At 38.9% G+C, this 12,708-nt stretch carries 13 protein-coding genes; 1 reads left to right on the forward strand and 12 read right to left on the reverse strand.

The features are described from left to right. The 7 genes from HY063_14970 to trmB form a co-directional block, all read right to left on the reverse strand. Positions 1-1,899, reverse strand: a complete 1,899-nt coding sequence (locus HY063_14970) for a 2-oxoacid:acceptor oxidoreductase subunit alpha (GenBank protein ID MBI3503086.1) — start codon at positions 1,897-1,899, stop codon at positions 1-3. Positions 1,900-2,014: 115 nt separating this feature from the next. After that, complete coding sequence (locus HY063_14975; protein MBI3503087.1) at positions 2,015-3,802, reverse strand: tetratricopeptide repeat protein; 1,788 nt, start codon at positions 3,800-3,802, stop codon at positions 2,015-2,017. A 71-nt stretch (positions 3,803-3,873) separates the two neighbouring features. Beyond that, complete coding sequence (locus HY063_14980; protein MBI3503088.1) at positions 3,874-4,446, reverse strand: hypothetical protein; 573 nt, start codon at positions 4,444-4,446, stop codon at positions 3,874-3,876. Between the two features lie 27 nt (positions 4,447-4,473). Further along, the gene (locus HY063_14985; protein MBI3503089.1) at positions 4,474-4,833 is read right to left on the reverse strand and encodes an STAS domain-containing protein; all 360 of its coding nucleotides are present in this window, start codon (positions 4,831-4,833) and stop codon (positions 4,474-4,476) included. Positions 4,834-4,849: 16 nt separating this feature from the next. Beyond that, complete coding sequence (locus HY063_14990; protein MBI3503090.1) at positions 4,850-5,317, reverse strand: transcriptional repressor; 468 nt, start codon at positions 5,315-5,317, stop codon at positions 4,850-4,852. Between the two features lie 13 nt (positions 5,318-5,330). Then, positions 5,331-7,553, reverse strand: coding sequence for a bifunctional (p)ppGpp synthetase/guanosine-3',5'-bis(diphosphate) 3'-pyrophosphohydrolase (locus HY063_14995; GenBank protein MBI3503091.1), 2,223 nt, complete (start codon positions 7,551-7,553; stop codon positions 5,331-5,333). Between the two features lie 89 nt (positions 7,554-7,642). Beyond that, on the reverse strand, positions 7,643-8,305 hold the full coding sequence (gene trmB / locus HY063_15000) for a tRNA (guanosine(46)-N7)-methyltransferase TrmB (protein MBI3503092.1): 663 nt from the start codon (positions 8,303-8,305) through the stop codon (positions 7,643-7,645). 66 nt (positions 8,306-8,371) lie between these two features. On the opposite strand from trmB, the gene HY063_15005 reads away from it, so the two are divergent. After that, the gene (locus tag HY063_15005) at positions 8,372-9,439 is read left to right on the forward strand and encodes a glycosyltransferase (protein MBI3503093.1); all 1,068 of its coding nucleotides are present in this window, start codon (positions 8,372-8,374) and stop codon (positions 9,437-9,439) included. Here the strand turns inward: HY063_15005 and HY063_15010 are convergent. From HY063_15010 to HY063_15030, 5 genes are all read right to left on the reverse strand, one after another. Further along, on the reverse strand, positions 9,420-10,259 hold the full coding sequence (locus HY063_15010; protein ID MBI3503094.1) for a sensor histidine kinase: 840 nt from the start codon (positions 10,257-10,259) through the stop codon (positions 9,420-9,422). The two genes, HY063_15005 and HY063_15010, sit on opposite strands and share 20 nt — an antisense overlap. Before the next feature lie 8 nt (positions 10,260-10,267). Further along, positions 10,268-10,936 (reverse strand): response regulator transcription factor, encoded by a 669-nt coding sequence (locus HY063_15015; protein ID MBI3503095.1) that lies wholly within the window; start codon positions 10,934-10,936, stop codon positions 10,268-10,270. Positions 10,937-10,995: 59 nt separating this feature from the next. After that, positions 10,996-11,166, reverse strand: a complete 171-nt coding sequence (locus tag HY063_15020) for a hypothetical protein (GenBank protein MBI3503096.1) — start codon at positions 11,164-11,166, stop codon at positions 10,996-10,998. Between the two features lie 2 nt (positions 11,167-11,168). Next, complete coding sequence (locus tag HY063_15025; protein MBI3503097.1) at positions 11,169-12,269, reverse strand: permease; 1,101 nt, start codon at positions 12,267-12,269, stop codon at positions 11,169-11,171. Positions 12,270-12,332: 63 nt separating this feature from the next. Then, entirely contained in the window at positions 12,333-12,707 is a 375-nt protein-coding gene (locus HY063_15030) for a hypothetical protein (GenBank protein ID MBI3503098.1), read from the reverse strand. Position 12,708: the final 1 nt, after the last annotated feature.

A 12,708-nucleotide genomic window follows, 5' to 3' on the forward strand; every position in this document is an offset into this window, starting at 1 on the left:
TTAGTGTTTGTTGAGTTCTTGTATTTTATTTTTTAGTTCTCCTGCAGTAAAAGGCATTCCTTTGATTTTATTAAAGCCGATGGCATCAATCAAAAATTTATCGCGAATGATTTTTGAAAACTGCCCGTTGTTCATTTCAGGAATTAATACTTTGTCAAAATTTTTCAGAATGCTGCCTAAATTTTTCGGAAGCGGGCTCATGTATTTCACCTGCGCGTGCGATACTTCAATTCCATCGGCAATGCAATCTTTCACAGCAGTTTTTATTGAACCGTAAGTGGAACCCCATCCGAGAACAAGAATTTTTCCTTTCTCTTTTCCGTTGTCTAACTTTTGTTCAGGAATATAATCGGCAATCTTATCCACTTTCTCTTGTCTGAGTTTCACCATGAACTCATGATTATCGGGGTCGTAAGAAATATTTCCGGTCTCGTGTTCTTTCTCAATTCCTCCAATGCGGTGCTCCAGTCCTTTTGTTCCGGGAATTGCCCATGGGCGAGAAAGTTTTTCATCGCGTAAGTAAGGAAGAAATTTCTCAACCGGCCCAACGCCATTTTGCACTGTTGCATTTTTCTTGGTAGCAAAAGAAATTTTTATTTCCGGAAGGTCTTTTGCATTTGGAAAACGCCACGGTTCTGCACCGTTTGCAATATATCCATCGGAGAGAAACATTACAGGAATCATGTGCTCGAGCGCAATGCGGCATGCTTCAAATGCCATAGTAAAACAATCGGACGGAGAAGAAGCAGCAATCACGCAGAGCGGGCACTCGGAATTTCTTCCGTAGAGCGCCTGCATTAAATCGGCTTGTTCAGTTTTAGTAGGCAATCCGGTGGAAGGTCCTCCGCGCTGAACATCAATTACCACCAGCGGAAGTTCCAGCATTACTGCAAGCCCGACTGCTTCTGCTTTCAAAGCAATGCCGGGACCGGATGAACCCGTTACTCCTAAATTTCCTCCGAACGCTGCGCCAATGGCAGAGCACACGGCAGCAATTTCATCTTCCGCCTGAAAAGTTTTCACTCCAAAGTTTTTATGCTTGGCAAGTTCGTGAAGAATATCAGATGCAGGTGTAATCGGATATGTTCCATAAAATAAAGTGAGCCCTGATTTTTTCGAAGCGGCAATCAATCCCATTGCGGTTGCCTGGTTGCCCATGATGCTTCGGTAAATTCCCTTCGGCATGGGAGCGGCTTTCACTTCGTAGCGGGTTGTGAAAGTTTCTGTGGTTTCTCCGAAATTATATCCTGCTTTCAGAACTTTTGTATTCGTTTCAATTAGTTCGGGTTTCTTTTTGAATTGCTCTTTCAAAAAGTTGAGCGTTGGCTCCATCGAACGGTTATACATCCAAAGAAGAAAACCAAGCACGAACATATTTTTTGAGCGGTCAATGTCTTTCACGCCAAGTCCGGAACCTTCGAGACAGGCGCGCGTGAGTTTTGTAACATCAATATTGTAAACGGTGTATTTGCTGAGCGAATCATCCGTGAGCGGATTTGCTCCTTTGGGATAATGCGCGAGTTCAAGATTTTTTGCACCGAAGCCATCGGTATTCGCAATAATTATTCCGCCCTGCTTGAGCGCCTTGAGATTTGCTTTCAGCGCAGCAGCATTCATCACAACAAGAACATCGGCAGTGTCGCCTGCAGTATAAATATTCACACTTCCGAAATGCAATTGAAATCCTGAAACTCCTGCAAGCGTTCCCTGGGGCGCGCGGATTTCTGCGGGGAAGTTCGGAAAAGTGCTGATGTCATTTCCCGAAAGTGCGCTCGTGTTGGTGAACTGCGTTCCGGTTAACTGAATTCCATCGCCTGAGTCGCCCGCGAAAAGAATGACAACATTTTTTAATTCCTTGCTTTCAACTTTCTTTTTGAGTTCTGCTGTTTCTGCTGACATATATTTTATAATAAAAGATGGACGAAGTTAATAAAAAATTTGCCCCAATACTAAAAGGTGTTAAGAAAAAATGAAAAGAAGATAAATGATATTTTTGCTTTTAGGGAAGGAACTTCTAATTCACATTATCCCCTCTCAACCTTCTGAATCTTTTTCTCGCTTCCACCGTGTATAAACTTCCGGGAAATCTGGTAAGAAGGTCTTCGTAGTATTCTTTTGCTTTGTCAACGTTATTCAGGTAAAGTTCGTTCAACTCGGCAAGTTTGAAGAGCGCGTCATCACCTAAAATATCGAATCCGTAGTTGTCTAAAAGTTTTTGCAATTGCTCTCCGGCTTCCGGAAATTTCCCCTGTTTCATTTTGATTTGATATTTTTTATAGAGAATATCATCGGCAAGCGAAGTGTTTGGAAATTTTTTCTGAATGGAATCAAGCGTGAGTAACGATTTTTCCAATTCATTTCTGAAGACAAGCAAATCCGCGCGCGAGAATAGGGCAAGCGCAAGTGAGTCGCCATCGTTTTTCAGATTATCGCTGATGGTGAGCGAAAGTTCCATCGCGTCATTGGCAATTAATTTTTCCGTGGAGCCCTTCAGCACATCGAGCTGCGCCTGCGACCATTTGAACTCTCCGCTGTAATAAGAAAGTTTCGCGTTGCGGAGTTTTGCTTCATCGCCCATCGGTTCATGTTTGAAATCCAGTTGCACTTGCGAATACAAAAGCGAAGCATCCCAGATTTCTCCTTTCATTAAAAGAATATCTCCGAGTTCGAGTTTGCATTCCGCCTGCGTGGTTGGATTTATTCCCTGAAGTTTAATCGCGTCATTCAGCAAATCAGAAGCTTCCTTTGTTTTTCCCATGAAAAATCCCTGAAGGTGAGCGAGATTTTTTACAAGAATGGCAGTGCCCGAACTTTTTCCGAGTTCATTCAAGGTGATGTTGAAATTTTTTTCGAGTTCAATCAAATCATTCTGCGTGTAAGAAAATTTTGTCGTTACTTTTTTATACTGCGCATTCAAAAGTTCCATCCGCGCGTTGATGTAATTATAATTGTCTTTTCCTTTTTCAATCACATACTGAAAACATTTCGCAGCTGTTTCATATTCTTCGTTTGAAACGCAGAGTTGACCGAGCGCCATTAAACGTTGTCCGTCTTCACGCAGGCGTTTATCCAGCGCTTTCGACTGAATAAATGCTCCGTTAAAATTTTTTTCCTGGATGAAAAACCAAATCAGCAGTTCGGTGTAAACAGTTTTCTCCGGGCTTGCCTGAACTTTTTTCAGCAATTCTTCTTTAATGATTTCATTTTTCTTTTCGTCTTTGTCCTCTCCAAACGATGGCTGTAATCCATTCTGCACTGTTTGCAACTGGTCATCTCCATAGTCGAGCAGCGAAAGATATTCGCTCACCATGCCATGTATGTCACCTTTCTTTTCATACACAGCGGCAATTTCAGAATTGAAAGGATAAAATCCATTCAGCAATTTTCTGCCGCGCTTGTACGTTTCCACTGCGTAATCCCATTCCTGCAATTGCATAAAAGAAGTTGCCAGATCAAAAATCTGTTTCTGGTCGGCAGATAATTGTTTCAGCGCTTTTTCATACTGCGAATTTCCTTTTTCAGTTTCATTTTCGTCTTTGTAAAGCGTGCCGAGGTGAACCACATAAGTTAAATTCTGCGGATACTGCTTGATAACTTTCTTAATCATTTTTTCCGCCTTGTCATATTGCTGAAGTTTTGTGAGGCAAAGCAGGTAAGGATTGTAATAAGCGATTCCATCTTTTTTATTGAAAAACTTTTCGTAATAAACAATTGCCTTGTCAAATTCTTTGTTCTGCAAATATTGAAATGCGAGTTGCTCGTCAGTAGTTGGCTGCGCAAATGTGCTAATGACAAATGACAAATGACAAATGACAAATGACAAAATCCTATTTCGTATTTTTCGTATCATTTCGTTTTTTGTTTCATCCCTATTTATCGCGGACGAAGATTTAAACTGTCGGCTAAAAATGTGATTTGTGTTTTCATCGAATCCAATTTTGCTGAAGCAATTTTTGCTTTTTCAATTGTGCGCTGAATTACATTTGAAATTTTTCCTGCCGCATTCATTTCGTTAACGATATACTCCTGCGATTTATTTTTCTCAATCAAATCTTCTTTTAAGTCGTGTTTCAAATCGCTGATTCGGTGCTCCGATTCTTTTATTGCTCTTTCCAAATATTTTTTATTATCTAACAAGTTAAGAATATTTCCTGAACATTCAGAAGCATCCGACAAAAACATTGCCGTTTTTTTGTTTATGGTGTCCTTCGCCAGTTTTTCATAGATGGAATGAAGCTGCAGGAAGGAAGAATTATAATTTGCACGAAAAGAATTTGTATCGGCAGATTCTAAAACTTTTTCTGTTTCAGCTAAAATATTATTTGCGCTATCGATCCGTGAAATTTCTTTGGAGTAATCAGTTTTTTGTTTACAGGAAATAAAAAATGCAAGTAGGCAGTAGGCAGTAAGCAGTAGGCAAAAAGAAAAACGAATCGGTGTAATCACTTTTGAGAAATCGGTGGAATCAAAAATTTAATTCGCTACTAATTTTTTCAGTTTTGAAATTCCCTGATCAACCGTATCGGCAACGGTGAAAACGGTGTTGAGTTTTGTGATGACAAGAAGTTCTTTAATTCTTTTTCCAACGTTGGCAATCACCGCTTCGCCACCGGCTTTGCGTGCTTTAGTGAGAATCTGAATGAGAATGGTGAGGCCGGAACTGTTCAGATATTTTAATCCGCCAAGGTCAACCACAAAGTGAATGTGATTGTTGGTAATGGTTTCATTGACTTCCTCAATGAGTTTGTCTGCTTGATTTTTATCAATCAAATCTCCTTTGAGAGTAAGGATATGAATGTTTCCTTGTTTTGCGGAAGTGTAAGTGAAAAACATTTTCTTGGATTTAGTATTAATTTTTTTTGAAGTCACATTTTCCTTTCTCTGCAAGTTTTCTGCAATGCGCATACAAATTTAATGAATGTGATGAAACATTGAACTCTAAAATATCTCCCATCTTATTTCTTATCTGCTGGATGCGCGGGTCGCAGAATTCCACAATCTTTCCGCAATCCTGGCAAATCAAATGGTCGTGCTGCTTGTACTCGTATGCTTTTTCAAACAGCGAAATATTTTTTCCGAAGTGATGCTTCACCACTAAATCGCAATCGAGCAGAAGTTCAATCGTGTTGTAAACGGTTGCGCGGCTCACGGAAATTTTTTTGCTTTTCATTTTTTCATATAGCGATTCCACATCGAAATGCCCGTTGCCGGAATAAATTTCTTCAAGAACGGCATAACGCTCGCCTGTCTTGCGGTGACCGTGCTCCTCTAAATAATTGGTGAAAATATTTTTGACAGTTGCTTTCGTTTCTGACATTGAGCGAAGATAATTAATTTGTATCGAAACGGGAAACTCCCTGCACGCCAGGAACTTTTTTCAGTTTACTCATGAGTTCCAGCAGGTGTTTAGTATCGTGTACGAACAACATAATTTTTCCTTCGAACACGCCATCGTTGCTGTCGAAACTGATTGAGCGCATGTTGATGTTATGTTCATTGGAAATAACTTTTGTAATGTTGTTCACCACGCCAAGCCGGTCAGTTCCTGTTACACGAATTCCCGCAAGGAAAGAAATTAATTCACGGTTCATCCATTTTGCTTTTACAACTCTGTAAGCATAGTTCGCGAGCATTTTAGTTGCGTTCGGACAATTCACGCGGTGAATTTTTATTCCTTCATTGATTGTGATGAAACCAAACACATCATCTCCGGGAATGGGATGGCAGCAAGGCGCGAGTTTATAATCAATCTTGTCCATATTATCGCCAAGCACAAGCAAATCAGATTTTCCGCGCACGTTGCTTACTAATTGTTCAAGGGAAATATTTTCTTTTTTTGTTTCGTGCGTTGGCTTCGTTTTGTCTTTGCGGAAATCTTTTATCTCGGTTGGTTTAATATTTCCTATGGCAAGACGATAATATAATTCCTGCGCATTTGGAAGTTTGAAAAGAGAAACTACTTTATTAATATTCTCTGGCGTTAGTTGAAGTTTAAGATTTCTGAAACGTTTCTGCAAAAGTTCGCTTCCTTTCTCCGAAATTTTTCTTTTCTCTTCCTTCAGCGCTGCTTTTATTTTTGATTTCGCTTTTGCTGTTACTACATAACTCAGCCATTCCTGCTTGGGATTTTGCTTTGCCGATGTAAGAATTTCTACCTGGTCACCGCTTTTGAGTTCGTGGCTGAGCGGAACCAATTTATGATTCACTTTTGCGCCAATGCATTGCTCGCCCACTTTTGAATGAATGTCGAATGCAAAATCAAGCGCGGTGGAATGATTAGGAATTGTTTTCATTTCTCCTTTCGGAGTGAAGACAAAAATTTCTTCCGCAAAAAGATTTAGTTTGAAATCATCGAGGAAGTCCAGCGCATTTTCATCTGCGCTATCGAGCATCTGACGGATTCGCTTCAACCATTCATCGAGTTGAGATTCTTTGTCAACGGCATCTTCTGTTCCGGTTTTGTAACGCCAGTGTGCGGCAAAACCGCGCTCGGCAATTTCATCCATTCGCTCCGTGCGAATCTGAACTTCCACCCATTTTCCTTCAGGACCCATCACTGTGGTGTGAAGCGCTTCGTAGCCGTTCGCTTTCGGAGTGGAAATCCAGTCGCGCAAACGTTCGGGACTTGGATAATAAAAATCAGTAACTACGGAATAAACTCTCCAGCAATCTGCTTTTTCCGATTCATCTTTTGCATCAATAATAATTCGGATTGCAAAAATATCATACACTTCTTCATAGGGAAGATTCTTCGTGCGCATTTTATTGTAGATGGAAAAAATACTTTTCGGTCTTCCGAAAATCCGGAATTTAAATCCGTTTTCAATCAACGCTTCGAGAACGGGTTCAATAAATTTTGTTATATATTTTTTTCGCTCGGGCTCGGTCTCTCTTAATTTTGTTTCAATATCGTGATAAACTTCCGGCTCGGTGTATTTCAAACCTAAATCTTCGAGTTCAGTTTTAATTGCGTTCAATCCTAAACGATGTGCGAGCGGTGCATACAGATATAAAGTTTCCGAAGCAATTTTCCGCTGCTGATGTTCGCTCATTGAACCGAGCGTGCGCATGTTGTGTAATCTATCCGCAAGTTTTATTAGTATAACGCGAACATCATCTGAAAGAGTCAAAAGCATCTTGCGGAAATTTTCCGCCTGGATGGAAAAGTTTGTGGGGTCAATTACTTCTACGCCTTTTATTTTTGTGAGCCCGTCAATGATGGCGGCAACTTTATCTCCGAACATTCCGCGCATGTCTTCGAGCGTCATGTCTGTGTCTTCCACCACATCGTGTAGCAGTGCGCAGATAACCGATGTAGGACCAAGCCCGATTTCTTCTGCGCAGATTTGCGCTACGGCAATGGGATGATAAATGTAGGGTTCGCCAGATTTGCGCCTCGCATTCTGATGGGCTTCCATTGCCACATTAAACGCCTTGCGGATTTGTTCTTTATCGTTCTTCTCTAATTTTCTGCGGCACGATTTAAGCAAGCCGCGGTAACGCCTGAGAAGTTCTTTTTTTTCTTCTTCCTTATCTATAGTGAGGGTTTGGATTTCTTTCGCCATAATCTACTAAATTACTAATCGGCACTAATGCACGAATAGTAATTTGCTTTACAAAGTTAGGAATTTATTAAGCGTATTTACAATTGGAATTGCAAATAAGTTATTTTCTTTCCCTGCGCAGTGAATAATTTTTCATAGTGTGTTTTTATCATTTTAACTTCATCTCTTTCAGAATTTGAATTCCCATATAAATCGATTGTTGAATCCAGAAGTTTTAATTTATTTTCTGCTATTACTTCTAAAGTAAACTCATAAAGCTCTGTGCTGTCTGTCTTTAAATGAATAATTCCATTAGGTTTCAAAATATTTTTGTAGCGGTTTAAAAAGATAGGATGTGTGAGCCGTTTCTTTTCTTTGTTTGGCTGAGGATCAGGAAATGTAATCCAGATTTCGTTTACTTCATCTTTTGAAAAACAACTTTCAATAAATTCAATTTGTGTTCTGAGAAAACAAACATTGGAAAGTTTTTTCTCCTGTGCGTTTTTCGAACCTCTCCATATCCGCGCTCCTTTTATATCAATCCCAATAAAGTTTTTTTTGGGATATTTTTCCGCCAAGCCAATAGAGTATTCTCCTTTCCCGCAGCCAAGTTCCAGCACAATCGGATTTTCATTTTTGAAATATTCCGAATTCCATTTTCCTTTCAACTTAAAATCAGTAAGACGTTCCGTAAATAAAAATTCAAACACATTCTCAAATGTTTTCAGTTCAGCAAACCGTTGGAGTTTATTTTTTGGCATAAGCGCGAATCTACGAATCAAAGACATTCCTAATTCGTAGATTCGCAGAGATTAGTTATCCGCACCATGAGAATTTTAGTCGCACCGCTTGATTGGGGACTCGGACATGCCACACGCTGCATTCCGATTATAAAATATTTATTGGGAAAAAAATGTGAAGTGATTATCAGTGCAGACGGAAGGATGCTTCAACTTTTGCAAAAAGAATTCCCTTCGTGCCAATTCGTGATAATTAGCGGCTATAATATTTCTTATCCGAAGAATGGCTCCATGGTTTTGAAAATGGCTGCGCAGATTCCAAAAATACTTTCAGGAATAAAACGCGAGCATGAACAACTGAAAAAAATAATCAAAGAAAAAAAAATAGATGCAGTGATTTCGGATAACCGGTTTGGATTGTGGAGCAGGGAAGTGCCATGTGTTTTTATTACACATCAACTCATGGTTAAATCTCCTTTTGGAGAAAAATTAATTTATAGGTTGAATAAAAAATATATTTCAAAATATTCTGATTGTTGGATTCCGGATGTGCCAGAAAAAAATAATCTATCAGGAGATTTATCTCATAAATTTTCTTTGCCGAAGAATGCAAAATACATTGGAATACTTTCCAGATTTGCCTCATCAAAAAAAAGATTTCTTGACTCCTCTCGAAATGACATTCTTATAATATTAACCGGTCCTGAGCCACAGCGAACTTTATTTGAGAAAAAAATAATCGAACAAGTTTCGTCTATGAAAAAAAGTGTTCTGATTGTTCAGGGGATTACTGAGAAGAATGAACGAAAGAAAATATCTGAAAATGTTTCAATAGTTTCTTATTTCGCAACTGAAGAATTACAAAAAGAAATTTTTTCATCTGAAATTATTTTATCGCGCCCGGGATATTCTACTATTATGGATTTAGCAGTGCTCGGCAAGAAAGCAATCTTTGTTCCCACTCCCGGACAAACCGAACAGGAATATCTTGCCAAGTATTTTTCAGAAACGAAAATTGCGTATTCGGTTTCGCAGAAGAAGTTTGATTTGGAAGTTGCATTGAAAGAATCTGAAAAGTATTCCGGCTTTATAGAAAATTACTTGGGCGAAGAATTTAAAAATGCAGTGGATGAATTCATCCTTTCTTTAAAGTGAAAGAAAAAACCGAGCCCGCGCCTTCCGTGCTCATTACATCAATAGTTTGCCCGTGCGCTTCGAGAATGTGTTTTACGATTGATAGTCCAAGTCCTGTCCCGCCTTGTTCGCGCGAGCGGGATTTATCCACTCTGTAAAATCGTTCAAACACTCTTGGTAAATGTTCTTTCGGAATTCCAATCCCTGAATCGGCAATCTCTACAATTATTTTTTCTCCGGCATCAGAAATTTTTATTGTGGTCTTTCCGTTTTCTTTTCCGTAGCGGATGGAATTCACTATGAGATTAGCAATCACCTGCCGTATTCTGAATTTATCTGCAAGAACAAAAATCTGCTGAGTGGAATCATTTGCCAGTTCAATGGAAATTTTTTTCTCTTTTGCTTTCATTTCTTCAGAATCAATTGCGTCTTTTGTCAATGCTATTATATCAAATCTTTCTTCTTCAATTTCTAATTCTCCTTTTTCTAATTGAGTAATGGTTTGCAAATCTTCCACAATGGCAATCATTCGGTCCACACTCTTCATAGAGCGCACAAGATAATCAAGGTTGATGGTTTTGTCTTCAAGACCTCCATCTAATAAAGTAGAAATATATCCTTGAATATTGAAGATGGGAGTTTTTAATTCGTGCGAAACATTTCCTAAAAATTCCTTGCGATAATTTTCCAACTCATTGAGCCGTTCAATTTCTTCTTTTCGCTGAGATTTGATTTGTTCGGATTCCTTTTTTATTTTTTCGATTACAAATATTTTTATAATAAACCATACAATCACTATGGAACTAATTGCAGTTAATAAAATGACGATAATCGTATACATAGCAGAAATTAAAACTCAAATTTATATCCAACTCCTTTCACCGTTTGAAAATATTCTTCACCCAATTTTTCTCTTAGCTTGCGGATGTGAACATCAATGGTGCGGTCACCCACAACAACTTCATTTCCCCAAACCCTTTCTAAAATTTCTTCTCTTCGAAAAACTCTTCCGGGTTTTGAAGTGAGCAATGCGAGCAATTCAAATTCTTTTTTCGGAAGAGAAAATTCTTTTCCATTCTTGCCGACTAAATATTTTTCCCGGTCAATTTTTATTCCTCCGATCTCATCAACAGAGGAAGAAGCAGCCCTTCTCAACAATGCTTTCACACGGCTGATGAAAACGCTTGGCTTGATTGGCTTCGTAATATAATCATCCGCTCCCGAATCAAATCCTGAAATCTGCGAGTAATCTTCATTGCGCGCGGTGAGAAAAGCAATCAGAGTGTCTTTTAGCTTTTGATTCTTGCGGAGTTCGCGGCAAACTTCCATACCATTCATTTCAGGCATCATTACATCCAGCACGATGAGTTGTGGAATTTCTTTTCCCGCTATGGATATTGCTTCTTTTCCGTTAGAAGAGGTAAGTACAAAATAATTTTCTTTTCTCAGGTTGTAGGAAAGAAATTCTAAAATGTCGGGCTCATCGTCCACCAGCAATATTTTATACTCAGAATTCACGCAACAAAAATAAACTCATTCCTGAATACAAGAGGAAATAATAAATTCTTAACAATAATTTAATTTATCTCGCAGCTATCATATTTTTTTGTGAAGAAGCGGTAGAGAATATAAATGAATATGATTCCGGCAGCGCTTGAAATTATTTTCAAGTCAATGGTGCTGTTATAAAACATGGCAAGGCCTATTTGCGCGAGGAATAAAATTATTCCTGAAATCGTTTTTATCATAGTTAGAAAAATTTAGTTAATGTTTCCGTTAATAATCCCGCACCGATTCCAAAAATAAAAGTGACTGCGATTAAAATCAACGGCACTTTCAATCCTCCTAACTTTTCTTTTGTGAGAACGAGCGTGAATAATCCAAACGATGGCGCAGTGAAAACCATAGCTGCAATGGCTCCGTTTGAAAACCCAAGATGAAGTAAAATAGTTCCGAGAAGAATTTCAAACATCACGGGAATGGAAAGCAATGTTCCGATGAAGGAAATAATTCCGATGACAATAATTGAATTGTAAGATGTGATGTGCTGAAGAAATTCATTCGGAAAAATTACGCGGAAGATGGCGGTGAGCAGCGTGCCGAGCAACATCAGTGGAATTAATTTCCAGGCGATACTTCCGACAGCAATCAGCCAGTCCTCCGTTGATTTAATTATTGTTTGCGCGAAAGATTTTTCCGGAAAGTAGCAGGAGATTTGATTAAAGAGCGGGCTTTGCACTACTTTTTCTTCCGAAGGTTTTTTTACCCAGCGTGCAATAAACGGCACAACAATTAAAATCATTATCGCGCTGAAAACAATTCTTGAAATCACAACAGCGGGATGAAACAATCCGAACATAGTTACAATGCCGATGAAGTTGAGCAATGCTCCGCCTAAAATTATTCCGAGCGTTGCTTCCGCGCTTCCGTTTTGCGAAGTCATACTCACGCTTGTAACCGCAGAACAATTCGCGCACATATTCAGCGGCATTCCGAAAATGCTTCCAAGTGCTGCGCCTTTAATTCCTTTCAGCGATAAAATTTTCTCGAACTTTTTCCATGAAAGCAAAAGCGAAAGCGCTGCTCCTCCGATTATAATTGCGAAAGTCATTCCGGTTGCGTTTGCTTCCCAGAAGTTCGCGCAGCTTTTCACTGTGCAAATTGCAAAATTGTCGTCAGATAAAATATGAAACCGTTCGTGATAATTTAATTCCCCGTGCTCATCGGGTTTAGAGCATTTCCCTTCGCTGCATTCTGCTTTCAAACCTTCCGCGTGAAAACGGCTTCCGGTGAGAAATAAAACCAGGAAACCAAGCAGTATAAATAGTTTGATGCTATTTTCTTTATTCATAATAAATAATTTAAAAGTTAAAAATGAAAAATACAATTCGTGCCGGTAAAAAATTCCGGTTAACTAACAGAATGGAGGAGCGCGAAGAGAAATGAAAGTCAGCGGTGGTCCGCCACGGCAATTAAATTCAGGAAGGACAAAAAAATCAGAAATATAAATAGGTTTTACATTTTGAAAATTATTTTCTGCTATGAAAACTTTCTGTGATGAAATTTTAATAAATGAATTATCCGACTTGGTCGTTTGCGCGTTTTTCAGGAAATCATAGCAGATATAATGATTGGGATATAAATTTCTCCCTGAAGATTTTTTAATGTGCGCCTGACAATCACCGTGAAATCTTTCCCCGCTGGGATAAAAGCAGTAATGAGTTTTGAAGGTGAAAGAATAAACTCCGAAAACAAAAATCAGCAATATGGATTTGAATGCTCTCATCATT

Source organism: Bacteroidota bacterium (assembly GCA_016195025.1).
Taxonomy (GTDB): domain Bacteria; phylum Bacteroidota; class Bacteroidia; order Palsa-948; family Palsa-948; genus Palsa-948.

Bases quoted from the DNA above. Each gene is read 5' to 3' on its own strand.
- trmB (MBI3503092.1), bottom strand. From the start codon at position 8,305: ATGCCAAAAAATAAACTCCAACGGTTTGCTGAACTGAAAACATTTGAG.
- HY063_15005 (MBI3503093.1), top strand. From the start codon at position 8,372: ATGAGAATTTTAGTCGCACCGCTTGATTGGGGACTCGGACATGCCACA.
- HY063_15025 (MBI3503097.1), bottom strand. From the start codon at position 12,269: ATGAATAAAGAAAATAGCATCAAACTATTTATACTGCTTGGTTTCCTG.
- HY063_15020 (MBI3503096.1), bottom strand. From the start codon at position 11,166: ATGATAAAAACGATTTCAGGAATAATTTTATTCCTCGCGCAAATAGGC.
- HY063_14970 (MBI3503086.1), bottom strand. From the start codon at position 1,899: ATGTCAGCAGAAACAGCAGAACTCAAAAAGAAAGTTGAAAGCAAGGAA.
- HY063_15010 (MBI3503094.1), bottom strand. From the start codon at position 10,259: ATGTATACGATTATCGTCATTTTATTAACTGCAATTAGTTCCATAGTG.
- HY063_14985 (MBI3503089.1), bottom strand. From the start codon at position 4,833: ATGTTTTTCACTTACACTTCCGCAAAACAAGGAAACATTCATATCCTT.
- HY063_15030 (MBI3503098.1), bottom strand. From the start codon at position 12,707: ATGATGAGAGCATTCAAATCCATATTGCTGATTTTTGTTTTCGGAGTT.
- HY063_14990 (MBI3503090.1), bottom strand. From the start codon at position 5,317: ATGTCAGAAACGAAAGCAACTGTCAAAAATATTTTCACCAATTATTTA.